At 54.8% G+C, this 19,802-nt stretch carries 20 protein-coding genes and 1 tRNA gene; 15 read left to right on the top strand and 6 right to left on the bottom strand.

The window, feature by feature from the left end; genetic code table 11:
• The first annotated feature begins 15 nt into the window (after nt 1-15).
• Nucleotides 16-1,110, top strand: a complete 1,095-nt coding sequence (locus tag AB1F12_RS03460) for an alcohol dehydrogenase catalytic domain-containing protein (RefSeq protein WP_368186601.1) — start codon at nt 16-18, stop codon at nt 1,108-1,110.
• 21 nt (nt 1,111-1,131) lie between these two features.
• Nucleotides 1,132-2,361: a mandelate racemase/muconate lactonizing enzyme family protein gene (locus AB1F12_RS03455; protein ID WP_368186600.1), complete on the top strand. Its 1,230-nt coding sequence runs from the start codon at nt 1,132-1,134 to the stop codon at nt 2,359-2,361.
• Here the strand turns inward: AB1F12_RS03455 and AB1F12_RS03450 are convergent.
• Nucleotides 2,358-3,005 (bottom strand): glutathione S-transferase family protein, encoded by a 648-nt coding sequence (locus AB1F12_RS03450; RefSeq protein WP_368186598.1) that lies wholly within the window; start codon nt 3,003-3,005, stop codon nt 2,358-2,360. The two genes, AB1F12_RS03455 and AB1F12_RS03450, sit on opposite strands and share 4 nt — an antisense overlap.
• Nucleotides 3,006-3,074: 69 nt before the next feature.
• On the opposite strand from AB1F12_RS03450, the gene AB1F12_RS03445 reads away from it, so the two are divergent.
• From AB1F12_RS03445 to AB1F12_RS03415, 7 genes are all read left to right on the top strand, one after another.
• Nucleotides 3,075-3,839: a helix-turn-helix transcriptional regulator gene (locus tag AB1F12_RS03445; protein ID WP_368186596.1), complete on the top strand. Its 765-nt coding sequence runs from the start codon at nt 3,075-3,077 to the stop codon at nt 3,837-3,839.
• A gap of 58 nt (nt 3,840-3,897) precedes the next feature.
• Complete coding sequence (locus tag AB1F12_RS03440) at nt 3,898-4,494, top strand: TetR/AcrR family transcriptional regulator (protein ID WP_368186595.1); 597 nt, start codon at nt 3,898-3,900, stop codon at nt 4,492-4,494.
• 91 nt (nt 4,495-4,585) lie between these two features.
• Nucleotides 4,586-5,281 (top strand): PspA/IM30 family protein, encoded by a 696-nt coding sequence (locus tag AB1F12_RS03435; protein ID WP_368186594.1) that lies wholly within the window; start codon nt 4,586-4,588, stop codon nt 5,279-5,281.
• Between the two features lie 16 nt (nt 5,282-5,297).
• Nucleotides 5,298-5,582, top strand: a complete 285-nt coding sequence (locus AB1F12_RS03430; RefSeq protein ID WP_368186593.1) for a hypothetical protein — start codon at nt 5,298-5,300, stop codon at nt 5,580-5,582.
• Nucleotides 5,583-5,804: 222 nt separating this feature from the next.
• On the top strand, nt 5,805-6,509 hold the full coding sequence (locus AB1F12_RS03425) for an ABC transporter permease (protein WP_368186591.1): 705 nt from the start codon (nt 5,805-5,807) through the stop codon (nt 6,507-6,509).
• Nucleotides 6,503-7,219: an ATP-binding cassette domain-containing protein gene (locus AB1F12_RS03420; protein ID WP_368186589.1), complete on the top strand. Its 717-nt coding sequence runs from the start codon at nt 6,503-6,505 to the stop codon at nt 7,217-7,219. The genes AB1F12_RS03425 and AB1F12_RS03420 overlap by 7 nt, the downstream gene beginning before the upstream one ends.
• On the top strand, nt 7,216-8,022 hold the full coding sequence (locus AB1F12_RS03415) for a substrate-binding domain-containing protein (RefSeq protein WP_368186588.1): 807 nt from the start codon (nt 7,216-7,218) through the stop codon (nt 8,020-8,022). The genes AB1F12_RS03420 and AB1F12_RS03415 overlap by 4 nt, the downstream gene beginning before the upstream one ends.
• 198 nt (nt 8,023-8,220) lie before the next feature.
• Here the strand turns inward: AB1F12_RS03415 and AB1F12_RS03410 are convergent.
• Together AB1F12_RS03410 and AB1F12_RS03405 are read right to left on the bottom strand one after the other, a co-directional pair.
• Nucleotides 8,221-8,297, bottom strand: a tRNA-Arg gene (locus AB1F12_RS03410).
• A gap of 54 nt (nt 8,298-8,351) precedes the next feature.
• Nucleotides 8,352-8,663 (bottom strand): ETC complex I subunit, encoded by a 312-nt coding sequence (locus tag AB1F12_RS03405; protein ID WP_368186587.1) that lies wholly within the window; start codon nt 8,661-8,663, stop codon nt 8,352-8,354.
• Nucleotides 8,664-8,838: 175 nt separating this feature from the next.
• Here AB1F12_RS03405 and uvrB point away from each other — a divergent pair, with 175 nt between their 5' ends.
• Both uvrB and AB1F12_RS03395 read left to right on the top strand, forming a co-directional pair.
• A complete protein-coding gene (uvrB, locus tag AB1F12_RS03400; RefSeq protein WP_368186586.1) occupies nt 8,839-11,037 on the top strand; it encodes an excinuclease ABC subunit UvrB in 2,199 nt (732 codons plus the stop codon).
• A 7-nt stretch (nt 11,038-11,044) separates the two neighbouring features.
• Complete coding sequence (locus AB1F12_RS03395; RefSeq protein ID WP_368186584.1) at nt 11,045-11,923, top strand: DUF4238 domain-containing protein; 879 nt, start codon at nt 11,045-11,047, stop codon at nt 11,921-11,923.
• Between the two features lie 124 nt (nt 11,924-12,047).
• On the opposite strand, the gene AB1F12_RS03390 is transcribed toward AB1F12_RS03395, so the two are convergent.
• Entirely contained in the window at nt 12,048-12,377 is a 330-nt protein-coding gene (locus tag AB1F12_RS03390; protein ID WP_368186582.1) for an antibiotic biosynthesis monooxygenase, read from the bottom strand.
• A 64-nt stretch (nt 12,378-12,441) separates the two neighbouring features.
• Nucleotides 12,442-12,849, bottom strand: a complete 408-nt coding sequence (locus tag AB1F12_RS03385; protein ID WP_368186581.1) for a universal stress protein — start codon at nt 12,847-12,849, stop codon at nt 12,442-12,444.
• A 96-nt stretch (nt 12,850-12,945) separates the two neighbouring features.
• Here AB1F12_RS03385 and AB1F12_RS03380 point away from each other — a divergent pair, with 96 nt between their 5' ends.
• Nucleotides 12,946-13,578, top strand: coding sequence for a HugZ family protein (locus AB1F12_RS03380; protein ID WP_368186579.1), 633 nt, complete (start codon nt 12,946-12,948; stop codon nt 13,576-13,578).
• A complete protein-coding gene (dacB, locus tag AB1F12_RS03375) occupies nt 13,505-15,043 on the top strand; it encodes a D-alanyl-D-alanine carboxypeptidase/D-alanyl-D-alanine-endopeptidase (RefSeq protein ID WP_368186577.1) in 1,539 nt (512 codons plus the stop codon). Before AB1F12_RS03380 ends, dacB begins: the two co-directional genes overlap by 74 nt.
• Here the strand turns inward: dacB and AB1F12_RS03370 are convergent.
• The gene (locus tag AB1F12_RS03370; RefSeq protein WP_368186576.1) at nt 15,040-15,459 is read right to left on the bottom strand and encodes a tellurite resistance TerB family protein; all 420 of its coding nucleotides are present in this window, start codon (nt 15,457-15,459) and stop codon (nt 15,040-15,042) included. The genes dacB and AB1F12_RS03370 overlap by 4 nt on opposite strands.
• Nucleotides 15,460-15,582: 123 nt before the next feature.
• On the opposite strand from AB1F12_RS03370, the gene AB1F12_RS03365 reads away from it, so the two are divergent.
• Complete coding sequence (locus tag AB1F12_RS03365) at nt 15,583-17,157, top strand: lysine--tRNA ligase (protein WP_368186574.1); 1,575 nt, start codon at nt 15,583-15,585, stop codon at nt 17,155-17,157.
• A 278-nt stretch (nt 17,158-17,435) separates the two neighbouring features.
• Nucleotides 17,436-19,724: a right-handed parallel beta-helix repeat-containing protein gene (locus tag AB1F12_RS03360; protein WP_368186573.1), complete on the top strand. Its 2,289-nt coding sequence runs from the start codon at nt 17,436-17,438 to the stop codon at nt 19,722-19,724.
• Nucleotides 19,725-19,802 lie beyond the last annotated feature (78 nt).

The following is a 19,802-nucleotide window of genomic DNA, read 5'->3' as shown; positions in this document are numbered from 1 at the left end:
CCACAGGAGCCCGCTATGACATTGATAAAAGCCGCCGTTTGCCATGACTTTGGGCAACCATTGCAGATCCAAGACGTCGCATTGCGTAACGCCCAAGCAGGTGAACTGGGCATAACCCTAGAAGCCGTCGCCATCTGCCATTCCGATATTTCATATGCGGATGGGGCATGGGGCGGATCATTGCCTGCGGTTTATGGCCACGAAGCCGCCGGTCGTGTGACCCAGATTGGCGATGGTGTCACCGGGATTAATCTAGGGGATCGCGTTGTTGTGACCTTGATCCGGTCCTGCGGCACCTGCCCGACCTGTAGTTCCGGCAAACCTGTGATTTGTGAAACGCCCTATGATGGCGACACCGGCCCGTTAACCATGGCCGACGGATCCAAGCTGCATCAGGCGATGGCCTGTGGCGCCTTCGCAGAAAAGGTGGTGGTGCATCAAAGTCAGGTCGTGCGTGTGGCCGATACCCTTTCCCCCGAATCCGCCGCTTTGTTGGCCTGTGGGGTGATCACGGGTGTTGGCGCAGTGGTGAACGCGGCGCAATTGCGCGCAGGTCAGGATGTGGTTGTGATCGGCGCGGGCGGCGTCGGGCTAAACGCAATCCAAGGCGCGCGGATCGCCGGGGCGCGGCGCATCATCGCCGTGGACATGACCCAAGACAAACTGAATGTCGCGCGGGATTTTGGCGCAACGGATGGCGTTTTGATCGATGATCCGGCTGTGGGCGGCAAACCGTGGCGCGCCGCAAAACAGGCCATGGGTCGGGGCGCGGATGCGGTTTTTGTCACCGTGGGGGTCAGCGCCGCCTATGATGACGCGCCGCGCTATCTGGCCCCGGCGGGTCGGGTTTATATGGTTGGCATGCCGCATGTGGGGGCAAAATCCACCTATGAGCCCGTGATGATGGCCGCCGTCGGCCAAGGCATGATCGGCACCAAAATGGGCGATACGGTGATCCGCCGCGATATTCCTTGGATGGTTGATATGTATGAACAGGGCCGCCTGAAACTGGATGAACTGATCGCAAAACGCTGGCGATTGGATCAAATCAACGACGCGATTGCCGATACCAAATCCGGCGTTGCAGGGCGCAATATCATCATGTTCTGATCCCCAAACAAGAGGACCAAGATGAAACTGCAAGACCTTGAAATCTTTGTTGTTGCACCGCCTGCCCCCGGCTGGGGTGGGCGGTATTGGATCATTCCCAAACTGACGACCGATACCGGGATCGTTGGGTATGGGGAATGTTACGCCTCTTCGGTTGGGCCTGATGCCATGCGGGCTGTGATTGCGGATGTGTTTGAACGGCATATGCTGGGGGAAAACCCTGAAAACATCGAATTGATGTTCCGTCGGGCCTATTCGTCTGGGTTTACGCAGCGCCCGGATCTGACGGTGATGGGGGCGTTTTCCGGGCTGGAAATCGCCTGTTGGGACATTCTGGGCAAAGATCGGGATCGCCCTGTGCATGCGCTGATTGGGGGACGCGTGAATGACCGAATTCGCGCCTATACCTACCTTTATCCGCTGGCTGATCACCCGTTGCCAGAGTTTTGGGCATCGGCGGACATGGCGGCGCAATCGGCGCTGGCCTGCGTAGATGCGGGCTATACGGCGGTTAAATTTGACCCAGCTGGCCCCTACACAATCCGATCTGGCCACAGCCCCGCGATGGATGACATCGCCCAATCCGTCGCATTCTGCAAAACGATCCGCGAAGCGGTGGGCGACAAATCCGACCTGCTGTTTGGCACCCATGGTCAGTTTTCCACCGGCGGCGCGATCCGGGTTGCTCAGGCCATTGCACCCTATCACCCCCTTTGGTTCGAAGAGCCGATCCCCCCCGATAACGTCCATGAAATGGCCAAAGTCGCGCAGAAATCCCCGGTGCCGGTCGCGACCGGTGAACGTCTGACCACAAAGGCCGAATTTGCCCCGATCCTGCGATCTGGTGCTGCAACCATCCTGCAACCTGCATTGGGCCGCGCGGGTGGCCTCTGGGAGGCGAAAAAAATCGCCACCTTGGCCGAGGTTTACAATGCCCAGATCGCACCGCACCTTTATGCAGGTCCCGTGGAATGGGCGGCCAATATCCAACTGGCCGCCGCGATCCCGAATTGTCTGATGGCCGAAACCATCGAAACCCCGTTTCATGACGCGTTGATCAAAGGTTCAATCAAGGTCGAACAGGGCTATGTGCCTGTGCCCAGCGCACCCGGATTGGGCATCGACTTTGACGAAGATCTGGCCCGCGCGCATCCCTATACGGGTACTGGCCTGCATCTGGAAATGCAGGAATCCCCCTGCAATTACAGCCAACGCAACGTGTTTGCCGGGGGCGCACCGGTCAAATCCTAGGGCGCGTCGGCGGCGGGGAACCGGTCGCCTTGTTGTGCTTCGATCATGCCTGCGCGGGCAAAGGCCGGGCGCGATTGCAGGCGCGTGACATAACCCTGAACGGGACCCTCAGTGGGGATGATGCCCAGCATTTGCCCCACAAACAAATTAGAACCGACCAAGACATCCGCCGCCGAAAACCTATCGCCCAGCAGCCATGTGTTTTCACCAATCGCCTGCGTCAGCGTTTCAAACATCAACTCAAACGAACCCCAAGCCACGCTGGCGGGTGGCAAATCCCAGTTGAACATTTTCTCACCAAAGCTGGGCTCCATGATGGCGCTGGAAAAGAACACCCAACGCAGGAATGCCGGGCGTTTGGGGTCGTCTAAACCGGGGCTAAGCTGAGCCTTGGGAAACCGATCCGACAGATAGATCGCGATCGCGCCCAATTCAGAAACGGGCCTTTCCCCGTCCATCACCAATGGCACTTTGCCCATTGGGTTCAGCGCCAGATAATCGGCCTGTTTATGGCGGTTGGACGCCAGGTCAAAGCTTTCCAGGTGATAGGCTTCGCCCAGCTCTTCGAGCAGCCAAAGCGCGGTGAATGACCGGCTTCTGGGGGCGTAAAACAGGGTGAGGTTCGCGGAATTTGTGTCGCTCATGTCAAGTTCCTTTGATGTGCTGGCACAGGGTTTATTGCAAAACATGACATTTTATGGCGTATTTGTTCGATGGCACGCACAAAGACATATGATCGACTAAAACGGCTGGATTTACTGGCTGCGCAGTTAAAACAAGATAGCCATTGCACAATCAAAGATCTGGCCGCACAGCACAATGTCAGCGAACGCACGATCTGTCGTGATTTGCAGCTGATGCGCGATCAGGGCCTGCCGATTGATGCGGATCGTGGCCGGGGCGGCGGTGTGCGGCTGGATCAGAACTGGGGTGTGGGCCGGTTGAACCTAAACTATACCCAAGCCGTTGATTTATTGATCAGTATCGCCGTTGCCGAACAGATGAATTCAGCCATTTTTCTGGCCAATCTGGGATCAATCCGCCGGCAATTGGTCGCGTCATTTGCCCCGGATAAACGCCGCCAAGTGGACCGTATCAAGTCGCGCATTCTGATCGGCCCCACCGCATCAACCCCGGTGCAAAACACCAACGCCCCTGCACCCAGCCGGGTCATTCAGACCTTGCATCAGTGCTTTTTGACCCAGAAAAACATCGCGATCACCTATTGCGACGAAGCAAAACGAACCACGGACCGACATATTGAACCGCATTACCTGCTGCTGAATTACCCGGTTTGGTACGTGTTGGCGGTGGATCATCTGCGCTGTGATCTGCGCACATTTCGATGTGATCGCATCCTCAGCGCCATGGCCACCGAAGATCGATTTCAGCTGCATCCCAAACAGGCCTTTGTTCAATTGTTGGAACAAAAGGGCCTGCTTAGATTACCCTCAGACCATACCCAAAGTTTGGCTTGAATGTCCCTTGTGACGCTTTAATGTGAACGCGGTTCAGCCGATCATAGAAGGCAAAGACATGGCAGGAAAAGTTCAGGAACGTCGCAAAGCATTGCGGGAATCTTTGACGCTGATCGCGCAACGTCACATTGCCCAAAATGGACTGGGCGCATTGCGTGCCCGCGATCTGGCCAAAGAGGCCGGCTGCGCCTTGGGGGCCATTTATAACGTGTTTGGCGACCTGACCGATTTGGTCCTAGAGGTAAACGCCCGCACATTTAAACAACTGGGTGCGGATGTGGCCGAAGCACTGGCCAGCGCAGATCAAACACCGTTGGATCAATTGACCACGATGGGCCAGGCCTATGCCCATTTTGCCGCGGATCATCACCATTTGTGGCGTGCCCTATTTGACGTAGACCGGCCCGACGGCGAAACGGCGCCGGATTGGTATCTGGCAGAAATGGGTCGATTACTGGCCTATATTGATGCGCCGTTGCGGGTGGCATTTCGGGACATGTCCGATGTGGAACGCGACCTGTTTACCCGCACTTTGTTTTCGTCGGTCCATGGCATTGTCCTGTTGGGATTGGAAAATGCCAGCGCTGGTGTGCCCACCGGCCAAGTCGATCAAATGATCGCTCTTTTGCTCAAACGATTGGTTCCTGCTGAATAGCCCCCCTGAACAACGTTCAAATTTTTCTTGACGCGCTCGAATTGCCTCCCTATACCAAATTTATGAACAACGTTCATGAAAGGGAAGCCAGATGTTTAGAACATTATCGACATTGCTTGCAGGCGCTTCGGCCCGTTCCGAAGATCGGGTCCGTGATGCCTTTGCGATTGAGTTGATCGACCAGAAAATTCGCGAAGCTGATAACAGCTTGAAGGCCGCCAAAGCCACATTGGCCACGATAATTCAGCGTCAACGCGCCGAAGACCGTCAGGCCAACACGTTGAAATCACGTATTTCTGACATGACGGCCCGCGCCCAAGACGCGTTGCGTGCAGATCGAGAAGATTTGGCCGCCGAGGCGGCAGAGGCCATTGCCAATATGGAAAACGAGTTAACGATCCGATTGGAAACGCTGGATCGACTGGATCAGAAAGGTATGCGTTTGCGCAGCTCGATCGAAGCCGGGCATCGACGGATTATCGACCTGAAACAGGGCGCCATCCAAGCCCGCGCCGTGCGTCGCGAACACCATATTCAGCGGCGTTTGAATGCCACGGCCGGCACCAATACCGCCGTCGACGAAGCAGAAGAGCTGATCCAGCGTGTCATCGGGGCCGATGATCCGTTTGAACAATCTGAAATCCTACGCGGAATCGAAAACGATCTAAGCCACGACACATTGGCCGACCGGATGGCAGACCATGGTTTTGGCGCGGCGACACGTAAAACCGGGCAGGATGTATTGGCCCAGCTAAAAGCCAAAAAACCAAATAAATCCAAGCATTAATCGAAAAGGAAATAACATGTCTCAATTCAATCGTTCCGATAATACGCTGATTATGTCGCTGAATGGGCTGGGGGTGGCCGTGTCATATGGCATGTTGGGCCTGTCGCTATGGCTGTCGCCCGACGTGCCCCTGGCCACCAAAGGCTATTGGGGGATCTCAGTTCTGATGCTGACCCTCGCATTGGTGAATTTCGTGAAATACCGGTTTGATGATCGTCTGAGCGAAGACCGCATTCAGCGTATAGAAGACGCGCGAAACGAAAAGCTGCTCGAAGATTACGTCGGTGAAAACGCCAGCTAACCGAACGGCCTGCCCCTGCCGGGCGGGCCTTTTCCATCGACGCGCATAGTTCAACGGATTTGAAACTTAGAATAATATCGGAACCCACGCATACCAAAACAAGCATCGCGTTCGGGTTGCACCGCTGAAATGTCGCTTTTCTTGGTGTTGTGATGGCCAAACATATGATCTGACTACCGCATAGATTGGCGCCACTTTTCATCGCGCCACAGGGGGATTGAAATGTCAGATTTATGGGATGGCCTGTCCCAAGCATTCTGGCTTTTGCTGACACTGGACGCGGATCTGGTGAGTATCACGTTGCGATCATTGCGCGTGACCCTGACAGCTTTGCTGATCGCATCCTGCATCGGGTTTCCACTGGGTGCGTTGCTGGCAGTGCGCCGGTTTCGGTTTCGCCGCTTTACCATTGCAATCCTCAATGCCTTGATGGGATTGCCGCCTGTTGTGGTCGGGTTGATTGTCTATGTTCTGTTATCGCGATCCGGCCCGTTTGGGGTATTTGGGTTGTTGTTCACCCCAACGGCCATGGTCATCGCCCAAGTGATCATCATTGTGCCGCTCATTGCATCCATCGCGCACCAAGCGTTACGCGATTTATGGTCGGAATATCACGACCTGCTGATTTCGATGAACACCACCCCCCTTCAGCGGATGCAGGTCCTGATCTGGGACGGCAGGCGCGCGCTGATGACCGCGGCGCTGGCCGGGTTTGGCCGCGCCATTGGCGAAGTGGGCGCCATTATGATTGTTGGCGGCAATATCGATCACCATACCCGTGTTTTGACCACGGCCATCGCGCTGGAAACCGGCAAAGGTGACTTTGCACGCGCATTGGGGCTGGGCTTTATTCTGATATTCATGGCCATCCTTGTGAACCTGATGATCCACGTCGTTAGCCGCACAGAACGAGGGGGCCGATGGTGAGCGAATTGTTCCCTCTGGTGGCGACAGGTGCCAGCACCAAACGGCGTGGAAAAACCTTGGTCGGGCCGGTGGATTTCACCCTGTTGGGCACGGGCGCCACAATGGTGATCGGCCCCAATGGGTCAGGCAAAACATCCCTGTTGCGCATGCTGCATGGGATCGCGCGTCTGGGGTCAGGCACAATCGACTGGGCCTGCCCAACCAGCGATGCGCAATCCCAACAAGCGTTTGTTTTTCAGCATCCCGTGATGATGCGCAGATCGGTTTTGGCCAACCTGACCTATCCGCTGCAGCTGAATAAAACCCCGCGAAAACAGGCCCGTGACCTGGCGGCTCAATGGGCACAACGTATCGGTCTGGACATGGCATTGGATCAATCCGCCACGTCCCTATCAGGGGGGGAACGTCAAAAACTGGCGCTGGCCCGCGCGCTGATCCGCAACCCCAAAGTGCTGTTTCTGGACGAACCCTGTGCCTCTCTTGATGGGCGGGCCACCCGCGAAATTGAAACCATCCTCATAGAGGCAATGGAAAACGGCACCCGGTTGATCATGTCGACCCATGACATGGGCCAAGCCGCCCGTCTGGCCAATGATGTCCTGTTTTTGCTGCATGGAAACGTGCTTGAACATAGCGCCGCCAAAGATTTTTTCGCGGCCCCCAAAACAGATGCGGCCCGCGCATTTTTGAAAGGAGATATCGTCGAATGAAACGTTTTGTAATCGGGATTGCCGCTTTGATGGCGCAGGCTGGCTTTGCTTTGGCGGATGACATGCGGTTGGCGGTGACAACGTCGTTTCACAATTCCGGCCTGTCTGACGTTTTGCTGCCCGCCATCGCCGCGGATACAGGTATCAACGTTCAGCTGCTTGTTGTGGGCACCGGTCAGGCAATCCGATTGGGTCAGGCCGGGGATGTGGATGCGATTCTGGTTCATTCCCGCCCCGCCGAAGATCGTTTTCTGGCCGAGGGATATGGCACATATCGCCGTGAAATCATGTATAATGATTTTGTGTTTATCGGCCCAAGTTCTGACCCGGCTCAGGTGGCCCAAGCCGACACCGCCGCCGACGCGCTGACGCGCATCGCCACCCAACAGGCCCCGTTTGTCAGTCGGGGCGATGACAGCGGCACTCACAAAAAAGAACTGTCGTTATGGGCGGAAACCGATCTGAACGTCGTGGATTTTGGCCAATGGTATAACGCTGTGGGCGCTGGAATGGGCGCTGCGCTGAACACGGCGGCGGGGCTGGATGCCTATATCATGTCAGATCGCGCCAGCTGGCTAAACTTTGGCAATCCCGCAGATCTAGAGCTGCTGTTTGCCGGGGATGACATCCTGTTTAACCAATACGCCTATTTGCCCGTCAACCCAGAGCGACACCCCCATACAAAGCACGATCTGGCGCTGGAACTGGAACAATGGCTGGTATCAGACAAGGCCGCAGCGTTGATCAATGGCTATATGATCAACGGGGAAACCCTGTTTGTGTTCAACGCAGTGACAGATTAGGGCCGATCAGCGCGTCCCTGCTCGATTGGGACCTGCAAAAACAGCAACGCGCCACCGGCAAGGGACGCGATTGCGCTTCACTTCAATCGATCGCCCAGCAGGCCGGAAAAGTCGAAGCCATCATCGTCGTCGTCAGACGGATCTTCGGCGTCGATTGGAGCGGGAGTGACCATGTTGATCAGCAGTGGATTTGGTAAATGGCGATCCCTGAAGGACTCGAACCCTCAACCTGCTGATTAGAAGTCAGCTGCTCTATCCAGTTGAGCTAAGGGACCGCTGTGGGAGTGGTAGCGGAGGCATGGCCCCGCGACCAGAGGTTTTTGAACCGATTAGTGGGTCCAGACGCGGCGGCGATTGGTGGCAAAGTTTTCGCCGTAGCCGCCATTGCGGATATTAGCTTTGCGTTTGTGGGGTTCTTGGACCAGAAATTCGATATCGTTGGATTTGGCATAATCCATCGCCGCTTCTTTGGTGTCGAATTTCAAACGCACCTGACTGTTCATGTCGGTCGAGGATGTCCACCCCATCAGCGGGTCAACCGAACGCGCGGCTTCTGGTGAATATTCCAGAACCCACTGGTGGGTCTTCGCGGTGCCAGATTGCATGGCATTGCGGGCGGGCTGATAAATGCGTGCGCGCATGGGCTTTCTCCTGAAACTAGGGGCGTTATGGGGCGAATCTGATCCTGTTGCAAGGGATCGCATCGCCGCAATGCCCGGTTACGGACAACGTGTTGTCAGTATGTATAGCCTGCAAGGGTTGCAGAGGAACAAAAAAGGAACCACATTGCTGAACGCAAGGTTAAGGACACCCCCCATGTCAGACGTTCAAACAGATCAAACCGATGTCTTTATGAACATCCCAGCGGATGACGTGCGCACCCGTGAAAAACTAGAGGGCGGCAAGGCGTTTGTGCTGCACACCGAATTTGATCCAGCCGGGGACCAACCCACGGCGATTGCGGAACTATGCGCTGGGGTCGAAAGCGGCGAACGCGATCAGGTGCTGTTGGGGGCAACCGGGACCGGTAAAACATTCACGATGGCCAAGATCATCGAACAGACCCAGCGACCTGCGATCATTCTGGCCCCAAACAAGACCTTGGCCGCGCAATTGTTCGGTGAATTCAAAGGCTTCTTTCCGGACAACTCCGTCGAATATTTCGTGTCCTTCTATGATTATTATCAGCCCGAAGCCTATGTGGCGCGGTCGGATACGTTCATCGAAAAAGAAAGCCAGATCAACGAACAGATCGACCGGATGCGCCATTCGGCGACACGCGCCCTGTTGGAACGGGACGACGTGATCATCATCGCATCGGTGTCGTGTATCTATGGGATCGGGTCGGTGGAAACCTACGGCGCGATGACGCTGGACCTAAAGGTGGGCGGCCAATACGACCAACGAAAAGTCATGGCCGATCTGATCGCGCAGCAATATAAACGCAACGATCAGGCCTTTGCCCGAGGCACATTCCGGGTACGCGGCGATTCACTCGAAATTTTTCCGGCCCACCTAGAAGACCGCGCCTGGCGGTTGTCGTTTTTTGGCGAAGAGCTGGAATCGGTGACAGAATTTGATCCCCTGACCGGGGAAAAAACCGATACGTTCGACAAAATTCGGGTCTATGCGAATTCACACTATGTGACGCCAAAACCGACGATGCAGCAGGCGATCATCAGCATCAAAAAAGAACAGAAAATCCGGTTGGATCAACTGGTTAGCGAAGGCAAATTGCTGGAAGCACAGCGATTGGAACAGCGCACGAATTTCGATCTGGAAATGCTGGAAGCAACCGGCGTTTGCAACGGGATCGAAAACTATTCGCGATATCTGACGGGGCGTGCACCGGGTGAACCGCCCCCCACCCTGTTTGAGTTTATCCCCGACAATGCCATTGTTTTTGCAGACGAATCCCACGTGTCCGTGCCCCAAATCGGCGGCATGTACAAAGGCGACTACCGCCGCAAATTCACGCTGGCCGAACACGGGTTCCGGCTGCCATCTTGTATGGATAACCGGCCGCTGAAATTCGAAGAATGGGACGCGATGCGCCCGCAATCGGTGTTTGTATCCGCCACGCCGTCGTCATGGGAATTGGACCAGACGGGCGGCGTATTTACCGAACAAATCATTCGCCCCACGGGCCTGTTGGATCCCGAGGTCGAAATCAGACCGGTGGACATGCAGGTCGATGATTTGCTGGACGAAGTGCGCCGAGTGACCGCCGACGGGTTTCGCACATTGGTCACCACATTGACCAAACGCATGTCCGAGGATCTGACCGAATATATGCACGAACAGGGGATCAAGGTCCGCTATATGCATTCGGACATCGACACGCTGGAACGCATTGAAATCCTTCGTGATTTACGGCTGGGCGCCTTTGATGTTCTGATCGGGATCAACCTATTACGAGAAGGGTTGGACATCCCAGAATGTGGGCTGGTCGCCATTCTGGACGCCGACAAAGAGGGGTTCCTGCGGTCCGAAACATCCCTGGTTCAGACCATCGGCCGTGCGGCGCGTAACGCCGAAGGCCGGGTGATCATGTATGCGGATCGCATCACCGGCAGCATGGAGCGCGCGCTAAAAGAAACCGATCGTCGCCGCGCCAAACAGCACGCCTACAATGTGAAACACGGGATAACGCCGGAAACGGTCAAAAAGAACGTCGAGGATGTTTTGGCCGGGCTATATCAAGGCGACACCGACATGTCGCGCGTCACCGCCAAGATCGACAAGCCCCTACATGGCGCCAATCTAGAAGCCGTTCTGGACGGGCTGCGCGATGATATGCGCAAAGCCGCTGAGAATTTGGAATTCGAAGAAGCCGCCCGTCTACGCGACGAAGTCAAACGGTTGGAAGCCGTCGATCTGGCGGTTTCAGACGACCCAATGGCGCGGCAATACGCCGTCGAAAAAGCCGTACAGGACAGCGCCAAAGCGTCTGGGCGGTCGTCAGCAGGCAAGGCAGGCCAACGGGGCGGAAATGTAAAACGTCGGGGGCGGTAAACTCTAAATGAGTGCATCCAAAAATCACCACTATATCCCGCGATCGTTGCTTAAGAATTTTACGGTACGAGGAGATCAGACCTTTCATTTGAGTAGAGATAGTGCCACCCAAGAAGCCGTGGCACGAAATATAAAATCTATATTCAAACGCAGATCGTATAATACTTTGATTGAAGAAGATGGAAAGCGAAACGATGATCTAGAAGTATTTTTTGGGAAGCAATTTGACAACTACATCCCTGAATTTACATCTATTTTCAATGAATCGATCGCCACTTCCAAACTTACCTTCCCCTCACCAGATCTTCGAGCGCGATTTGTGCAGTTTTTTTATAATCATAGAACTCGCACTCCTGATTTTTCTGATCCGATTGTCGAGAGTTCCATTCGAGAAGTTTTTACTGACGAACAGCTCAACAGATTTGAAAGCGAGAACCGCGAAATATGTCAGGAAGAGAGAGTCCAATTCTTCAACAGCGAATGGCAGAAGTTTGTGGCTGGGCAGGCTCGAGTGATCAACTTTTCCAGGCAATCAGGGCACATTCTCAATATTTTAAACAAAATGGAAATTATTGTAGCTACTCCCATTTCCGTAGCAAAAAAATTTATAATTGGCAGTAACCCCGTAGTGAGGTTTGAAAACTATCCAGAGCAAGAGTTAGGTGATGAAGGCGTTGAGTTATGGACTACATTTTCCCCTGAAATCGCTGTTGGGTTTGTAGTTGGTCCAAAACATCCAAACGTAATAGCCCTTCCCAACCAAGAAGTGCTGAAACTCAATCGCACTCTGGCAAGAAATAGTAAGTCCATTGCCGGAACTTCCTCTAAGCTACTAAAAACCCTATCCAAAACCGAATGGAGTTCGGAGCACAGTTTATTTTATTAGCCCCAAAAAGCTGGATCACAATCCTTCTAAATCCGAAGATGACGCTTTAAATAATCGGCACAAACGGCACGCCACCGCAATTTGCGAGGGCTATGAGTGCAAGTGTCGCGAGGGCTAGGCGCATCTAAAATACCTCGGCGACGTCGTACATGACGGGTTCAAAGCTTTTGCACAATTCGTTGATTTTGCGATTGCGATCCCGCATTTCGGGGGTGCGCAGCATCGCTTGAAAATCCTCGCGGCGTTGCCATTGGGAATAATTTGCGATGCGGGTTTGGGCATCATTGACGTGCAACCCTGCCGCAATAAACCCGTGTTGTTTGGAAATGCAGTCGGCATAGGCCGCTTGCAGCGCTTCGAGCAGGTCCTGGCACATGCCGGGGGTGGTATCAAACGTGGTCAGGACGGTTTGCACCGGTTTTGCACCGGGGGCGTTGACTGTGATCTGGGGCATTGGATCCTCCTTTGCCCCAGCTTGCCAAGAAAAGTCGCCCCCGTGAAGGGGTTAGATCGAAACCTTAGCGGGTGACATGCACTGCGCATTGGGCGTGCCGCACCACACGGGCGGCGGTGGACCCTAGGAAATAATCCGAAAAGCCCGGACGGTGAGATGCCACAACAATCAGGTCTGCCCCTTTTTCATTGGCATATTCCACGATGGATGTGCCGGGATGACCTTCGATGACGTCACTTTTGCCACCCGGAACACTGTCGGCGGTGGCGTTTAATTCGCTGATGATCCCATCACGCGCCGTGGTGCGATACCCAGCGGGCAAATAGGACACGGCGTAGGTCGGTACGGCGTCCATGACGTGCAGCAGGGTGATGGTGCCCCCTTCATCGACCAATGCACGCGCGGCATTCAGGGCGCTGGAATTATCATGCGTGTCGTCAAAGGCGACGGGGACGAGGATGTTTTTGTACATATCAGGCCTCCTTTCAGGCTGAGGAATTGGCAGGACAGTGCCCCGGTTGTAGCTTCGGCGCCTTGATCTGTGTCAGCAAAGCCGTAGGTTGATGCCATGACATCCCCGATCCGCCCCACCGAAGAATCCGCCAGACAGTTGGCCCGTGATTTGATTGGCCAAGCCCGGTTTGGGGCGATCGCCACCCTTGATCCGGTGACCAAAGCCCCAATGGTGACCCGAATTGCGGTCGGATTGACCCCGACGGGCCTGCATATCCTGATCTCGGACCTGTCGCTACATACCCAAGCCATCAAGGCCGATCCCGCCTGTTCCCTGTTAATCGGAGAGCCGGGACCAAAGGGGGATCCGTTGACCCATCCCCGTCTGACACTGCAATGCCGCGCCATCCTCACCCCCAAAACCGGCCAAAGGGACGCCTGGTTGCAAACCCATCCCAAGGCGGCGCTTTATGTGGATTTCACGGATTTTGACTTTTATCGGTTGGATGTGGGGCAGGGATTTCTAAACGGCGGATTTGGCAAAGCGTTCCATCTGACGCCTCAGGACATGGCCCTGACATCCGCCCGCTTAAACCCGTATCCAACACCAGAGTTTTATCAATTTCCCGTAAGCGCCGTTGCAGCCCATGTGATGGTCGGTCTAATGTCCGCGCATGTCTGTGACCCTTACCCGCCGCGCGCTGTTAACCGGTGCTTTATCCGCTGTTGCCACGGCGACGTTTGCTGATGCGCCAGCGCGATCGCTGCGCCCACGTGAACGCGCCCGCGATCTGGGCCTAAGCCGGATTCGCCCACAAGCGCGCACTTCGCTGCAGGACATTCTGGAAAATTCCGGATTGGGGGGGGATATGTCGGTGGCGATTGCAAATATGCGATCCGGGCAAATGCTGGAATCCCATCAGGGCGATGTGTTTTTGCCCCCTGCTTCGGTGACCAAATCTGTGACCGCGCTTTATGCGTTGGATGCGTTGGGGGCCAATTATCGGTTTTCCACCCGGATATTGGCCACCGGTCCGATCCGCGATGGGATCATTCAGGGTGATCTGATCTTGGCGGGTGGCGGCGATCCTGTTTTGACGACCGACCATTTGGCCGATCTGGCGGCGGCGCTGAAATCCGCCGGTATTCTGGGGGTGACAGGCGGGTTCAAGGTCTATGGAAACGCCCTACCCTACGAAGAAGAAATTGATCCCGGTCAGCTGGATCATCTGGGATATAATCCTGCCCTTTCCGGGCTGAATTTGAATTTCAACCGCGTGCATTTTGAATGGGCGCGCGCGGGTGGGTCCTATCGGGTGTCGATGGATGCGCGCACGGAGTTGTACCGCCCCGATGTCACAATCGCGCGGATGCGCGTCGCCGATCGTAGCCGCCCGATCTATGCCTATGAAAGCGCGGAAAACACCGACAATTGGAGCGTCGCACGGGGGGCTCTGGGGGATCGCGGATCACGCTGGTTGCCGGTGCGCAAACCCGCGCTGTATGCGGGGGATGTGTTTCGGACCTTGGCCCGTGCACAGGGCGTGACATTGCCGCAGGCACAGCGCATGACGCAAACCCCGTCGGGCACCGAACTGGCCTTGCACAACAGCGCCCCCCTACAAGACATCCTGCGGGATATGTTGAAATATTCGACCAATCTCACCGCTGAGATCGTCGGGCTGGCAGCGTCTAAGCGGCGCAGCGGGACTGTTCCGACTGATCTACAGGGGTCCGCCCAGCAAATGACCCAGTGGATCAATCAGACCTTTGGTGTAAATGCCTCTTTTGTCGATCATTCCGGATTGGGTGACCTGACCCGGATCAACGCGGACCAAATGATCAAAATCCTGACCTCTGAGGGCAGTTTCGACGCGCTGCACCCGATTTTGAAACATATCGCGCTACGCGACGCAGAAGGCAATGTGTTGCGGGATCACCCGGCGGATGTGCGCGCCAAAACCGGCACGCTTAATTTTGTATCCGCATTGGCAGGATATGTTCAGGTGTCAGGTGGCGATCATTTGGCATTTGCGATCATCAGCGGCGATCTGGAACAACGGGAAATCGGCAAAGCCAGCCCAGATGAAATGCCCCACGGCGCGCGCACATATAATACACGCGCCAAACGGTTGCAGCAGCGTCTGTTGCAGCGCTGGGGGCAAATCTATGCCCCCGCGCAGGTGGTCGCACAGGTTGCGGTGACCGATTAAAGCGTCATGTGACGCGCGCGCGCCCCGCGTTCAATGGCGGCGGCGTGCAGGCGATCAATATTCAGCTCATAGCGGATTTCTTCGAGCATCCGACCCTCAGAATCTGCAATCGACCCATCGGCAGCCGCCACATCACAAGACAGTGCATAAGCCGTTTCAAACAGACGTTCGGGCAACGCGTCCCGGATCAAACCAAACAGCGCGTCCAATCCGTCCTCTTGTTCCAGCAGGTCAAACACCGATTGGGACACATTGGTCAGTTTGGTTTCGTCATAATCACCAAAAACTGGCAACATGTTGATCGCATTGGTGATTTTCACCAACTCAGACGTGCGGATATTCGCATCAGCCGCAGATACGGCGATCATCAGGGCGCAAAGGCTGTCCTGAGCAGAGAAAAGGGGCGTTTCGGACATGGATTACCTCATTGCTTTTAGGGCGTGTTCCCCCAACATTTATTGACGTGGACGCGTCGTCGCAATAGGTAGTCGCGCGGTCTGTTCATTGGGAACGGTCGAAAAAGTCGAAATGAGGAAGATATGTCTGATCTGCGCGACGCTGCGATGAGCTCCAAAGCATGGCCCTTTGAAGAGGCGCGCCGCCTGCTCAAACGCTTTGAGAAGACGCCGCCAGAAAAGGGATATGTGTTGTTTGAAACGGGGTATGGCCCGTCTGGACTGCCTCATATCGGCACCTTTGGCGAGGTGCTGCGCACCACAATGATCCGCCGCGCCTTTGAGGTGATCAGCGATATTCCGACCCGTCTGATTTCTTTTTCTGACGATCTGGACGGCATGCGCAAAGTGCCGGGCAAATTGCCTCAGCAGGATATGTTGAACGATCATTTGCAAATGCCACTGACATCCGTGCCCGATCCATTTGGCACCCATGACAGTTTTGGCGCGCATAACAATGCAATGCTGTGCCGGTTTTTGGATACGTTCGGGTTTGAATATGATTTTTATTCTTCCACCGAATTCTACCGCTCTGGCCAATTCGACGATGTGCTGAAACGCTGTGTTGAAAAATACGATGACATCATGAAAGTGATGCTGAAATCCCTGCGCGAAGAACGTGCGGCGACCTATTCGATTTTCCTACCGATCCACCCGGAAACCGGGCGGGTTCTGTATGTGCCGATGAAATCGGTCGATCCGGTCAATCACACGGTGACATTTGACGACGAAGAAGGTCGCGAATGGACCCTGCCCGTCACGGGTGGCAATGTGAAACTGCAATGGAAGCCGGATTTTGGTGCGCGTTGGGCGGCGCTGGAAGTCGACTTTGAAATGTATGGCAAAGATCATTCGACCAACACGCATATCTACGATCGGATCTGCACAATTTTGGGTCAGAAAGCCCCCGAACATTTTGTCTATGAGCTGTTTCTGGACGAAGGCGGGCAGAAGATTTCGAAATCATCTGGCAACGGGATCAGCATTGATGAATGGCTGACCTATGCCAGCGCGGAATCGCTGTCGTATTTCATGTATCAAAAGCCAAAAACCGCCAAACGGTTGCATTTTGATGTGATCCCCAAAGCGGTGGACGAATATCACCAGCAGTTGCGCGCCTATGCGGATCAGGACGCGACCAAACGGTTGGCCAATCCGGTGTTTCACATTCACGGTCACAACGTGCCAGCATCCAACATGATTGTGCCATTTTCGATGCTGTTGAACCTGGCCAGCGTCGCCATGGCCGAAGAGAAAGAACAGCTTTGGGGCTTTATTCAGCGGTATGCACCAGAGGCCAGCGCCGAAACCCACCCTGATCTGGATGCGGCGGCTGGGTTTGCCGTGCGGTATTACAATGATTTTGTGAAACCCAAGAAAGTGTATCGCGCGCCGACGGATCTGGAACGCGAAGCCCTTGAGGAATTGCGCGACAAGTTGAAAGCCTATGATGGGCCGATTGACGGGGATGAGCTGCAATCGGTTGTGTTTTCTGTGGGTCGTGAACGGTTTGATCCGATGCGCGACTGGTTTAAGGCGCTCTATGAAGTGCTGCTGGGCGCGTCTCAAGGGCCGCGATTTGGCGGTTTCATCGCCCTTTATGGGATCGACGAATCCATCGCGTTGATTGAACAGGGCCTGAACGGCGATCTGATCTGATCCCGCATATCATCCCAAACGACCAGCCCCGTGCGGAGAAATCCATACGGGGCTTTTGTTTTTCGCGGCTCAATGTTCTGCGTCATTAACCTGATCGCAATCTTTGCGCCCCCCACCGTCACGGTGGGATCAGCCCCTCTTTACAGCTTGTTGGTATCTCTTCCGCCCGAGCCGGACCCTGTGCCCGGTTTTACGGTCAAGGATCTGACGGGTGGTATGGTGTGATGGGCAAGGCGTGGGGCCAAGCTCCACCATTCCACCCCGTGAAAGGGGATATTATGAACAAGGCGATTACTGACGGGCTGGTCTTTATGCCGCCAGCGTTTTCTGGCGGTCTGGACGTTTGGTCAAGCCAGAATGGCACACCGGGCTCAGACACCTATGACGGGTCTGGCAATGGGGCCTTTGTGCCTGCTGATGCCAATTTCGCGGGATGTCTGGAAGTGGTGAAAACCCAATCGGTCACCAAGGTCCGCTATATGGGTGAAACGCCGATTTTGCCGGGGTGCTATTTGCGTGTCACAGCGCGCGTCAAAGCGGTTGCCGGGGCATTCCCCGCTGTGCGTATCGCCGGTTGGGCCGGTCAAAGCGGTGGTGGTCATGCCACTGTCGATAGTGAAACAGGCCCGTCGACCCAATTGACGACCTATGGCGAAGTTGTTGAAATTTCGGCCATTATCGGCACAGGGGATCGCACCGGTGTGGATATGATCTGGAACGGGGCGATCTACGGCCATATTGGTCTGGATCTAACAGGATCAAATGGCGGCGTTATTCGCATCGATGACATCCAAATCGAAGATGTGACCAATGTGTTTATCCGCGACATGATGGGTGTTGTGGACGTGCGCGACTATGGCGCGATTGGGGATGGGGTTACCAATGATTCAGCGGCATTCGAAGCCGCAGATGCAGCGGCCGGTGGTCGCAAAGTCCTGATTTCCGAAGGCGTCTATCATTTGGCCAATAACGTGACCTTTCAAAATGAGGTCAAATTCGAAGGCACGATTACAATGCCTGCGGACAGATACCTGATCTTGCAGCGTAATTTTGACTATCAGACCTATTTGGATGCGTTTGCCAACGAAGAGCTGGCGCTGAAAAAGTCGTTTCAGGCGTTGTTGAATTATTCGGATCATGAATCGCTTGACTTGGGGGGGCGCCGCATTGGCCTGACCGAACCGCTGGATTTGCAAGCGGCAGAAGGCACAAAAACTTCTTTTGCGTCACGCCGTGTCATTCGCAATGGCCAGCTTGCGCCGATTTCTGGCCCGGCCTGGGACCCGGATGTGTTTGCATCACAAGGGACCTATTCCACGTCCACGCCATTGACGCTGACGAATGTGACAGGTGTGGCCAATATTCCGGTCGGTAGTTTGATCACGGGCAATGGTGTGGGGCGCGAAATTTACGTACGCGCCAAAAACGAAGCCGCGCAGACGATCACGTTGAGCCAACCTTTGTTTGACGCAGAAGGCACCCAAGTCTTTACCTTTACCCGGTTTAAGTACCTGCTGGATTTTTCAGGATTCACCAAGATCAGCCTGTTCATCCTGTCTGACATTGAGTTCCAGTGTAACAACATGGCCAGCGGTGTGATTCTGGCAAATTCTGGCACGGCATTTCATGTCCGCGATTGTTTCTTTACCAAACCGTCGGATCGGGCCATCACATCGCATGGCTCCGGGTGTCAGGGTCTGATGATTGACCGGTGCAACATCCAATCAAGCGAAAGCACGGTGCGCGTTCAGGACCGCACAACAATTGCGATCAACACCAACGCAAATGACCTAAAGGTCCGCGACAACCGTGGCACCTATTTCCGCCACTTTGTTGTTGTTGGCGGCTCTGGTTCGACGATTGTGGGCAATCACTGGTTCCAAGGGGACGAGGAAACAGACGGAGTCCGTCTGGGCGGTCTGGTTTTTGCCACTTCGAATGTGAAATCCATCGTGACCGGGAATTACATCGATAACAATTTTATCGAATGGACCAATGAATATGATGCGACACCTGATCAGGGGTCTGACTTTTCGTTTGGCGGTCTAACCATCACTGGCAACACATTCACAGCCAATGATGTCGCGCGGTGGTTCAACTGGATTGTGGTCAAACCACATGGCAGCGACCATTTCATCAACGGGTTGTCCGTCACCGGGAACGTGTTTCGGACTTTGAACGGGAATATTGACCGGATCGAACATGTGGACACGACATTTGCGGATCTGAAATATAACAGCATGCGCAACATCACCTTTACCGGAAATGTGTTCAACGCGATCAACGAACCTATTGAAAATCCACGCATTATTACCGCGACGGAATCGACAGCGTCACAGACCTGGATCATCGACACGGATACCAAACTGCCTTTCCGAGGGTTTGCACGCACCGTCGAAAGCTATAGCGCAAACGGACAATTGCGTAATTCAGGCAGCACCACGATTTATGATGCGCCGTGGTTCGACACGGAATATGGCGCCGACAAACGCGAAGTGCGTGTCGTTTGGCGCGAACCCACGCGTGGCTCTATCCGCTGTCGTCTGCGCATGGACAATCCTTTATAATCGACATTGGGGCGCCTGTTTGGCGCCCTTTTTTACGTCCGATCATATCGTCAAGGTCTGACAGACCGGACTTGACGC

The sequence above is a fragment of the Aestuariibius sp. HNIBRBA575 genome, from assembly GCF_040932005.1.
In the GTDB taxonomy this organism is placed as follows: domain Bacteria; phylum Pseudomonadota; class Alphaproteobacteria; order Rhodobacterales; family Rhodobacteraceae; genus CANLNM01.
The sequence above is the reverse complement of the archived record's forward strand: the minus strand, read 5'-3'. Positions and strand labels throughout refer to the sequence as shown.

What these genes read in the sequence shown, in the direction of transcription:
- AB1F12_RS03380 (WP_368186579.1), top strand. Translation starts at nt 12,946, where the DNA reads ATGACATCCCCGATCCGCCCCACCGAAGAATCCGCCAGACAGTTGGCC.
- AB1F12_RS03455 (WP_368186600.1), top strand. Translation starts at nt 1,132, where the DNA reads ATGAAACTGCAAGACCTTGAAATCTTTGTTGTTGCACCGCCTGCCCCC.
- AB1F12_RS03385 (WP_368186581.1), bottom strand. Translation starts at nt 12,849, where the DNA reads ATGTACAAAAACATCCTCGTCCCCGTCGCCTTTGACGACACGCATGAT.
- AB1F12_RS03405 (WP_368186587.1), bottom strand. Translation starts at nt 8,663, where the DNA reads ATGCGCGCACGCATTTATCAGCCCGCCCGCAATGCCATGCAATCTGGC.
- AB1F12_RS03395 (WP_368186584.1), top strand. Translation starts at nt 11,045, where the DNA reads ATGAGTGCATCCAAAAATCACCACTATATCCCGCGATCGTTGCTTAAG.
- AB1F12_RS03430 (WP_368186593.1), top strand. Translation starts at nt 5,298, where the DNA reads ATGTCTCAATTCAATCGTTCCGATAATACGCTGATTATGTCGCTGAAT.
- AB1F12_RS03415 (WP_368186588.1), top strand. Translation starts at nt 7,216, where the DNA reads ATGAAACGTTTTGTAATCGGGATTGCCGCTTTGATGGCGCAGGCTGGC.
- AB1F12_RS03420 (WP_368186589.1), top strand. Translation starts at nt 6,503, where the DNA reads ATGGTGAGCGAATTGTTCCCTCTGGTGGCGACAGGTGCCAGCACCAAA.
- AB1F12_RS03450 (WP_368186598.1), bottom strand. Translation starts at nt 3,005, where the DNA reads ATGAGCGACACAAATTCCGCGAACCTCACCCTGTTTTACGCCCCCAGA.
- AB1F12_RS03460 (WP_368186601.1), top strand. Translation starts at nt 16, where the DNA reads ATGACATTGATAAAAGCCGCCGTTTGCCATGACTTTGGGCAACCATTG.
- AB1F12_RS03370 (WP_368186576.1), bottom strand. Translation starts at nt 15,459, where the DNA reads ATGTCCGAAACGCCCCTTTTCTCTGCTCAGGACAGCCTTTGCGCCCTG.
- AB1F12_RS03365 (WP_368186574.1), top strand. Translation starts at nt 15,583, where the DNA reads ATGTCTGATCTGCGCGACGCTGCGATGAGCTCCAAAGCATGGCCCTTT.
- AB1F12_RS03435 (WP_368186594.1), top strand. Translation starts at nt 4,586, where the DNA reads ATGTTTAGAACATTATCGACATTGCTTGCAGGCGCTTCGGCCCGTTCC.
- AB1F12_RS03390 (WP_368186582.1), bottom strand. Translation starts at nt 12,377, where the DNA reads ATGCCCCAGATCACAGTCAACGCCCCCGGTGCAAAACCGGTGCAAACC.
- uvrB (WP_368186586.1), top strand. Translation starts at nt 8,839, where the DNA reads ATGTCAGACGTTCAAACAGATCAAACCGATGTCTTTATGAACATCCCA.
- AB1F12_RS03360 (WP_368186573.1), top strand. Translation starts at nt 17,436, where the DNA reads ATGAACAAGGCGATTACTGACGGGCTGGTCTTTATGCCGCCAGCGTTT.
- AB1F12_RS03445 (WP_368186596.1), top strand. Translation starts at nt 3,075, where the DNA reads ATGGCACGCACAAAGACATATGATCGACTAAAACGGCTGGATTTACTG.
- AB1F12_RS03440 (WP_368186595.1), top strand. Translation starts at nt 3,898, where the DNA reads ATGGCAGGAAAAGTTCAGGAACGTCGCAAAGCATTGCGGGAATCTTTG.
- dacB (WP_368186577.1), top strand. Translation starts at nt 13,505, where the DNA reads ATGTCTGTGACCCTTACCCGCCGCGCGCTGTTAACCGGTGCTTTATCC.
- AB1F12_RS03425 (WP_368186591.1), top strand. Translation starts at nt 5,805, where the DNA reads ATGTCAGATTTATGGGATGGCCTGTCCCAAGCATTCTGGCTTTTGCTG.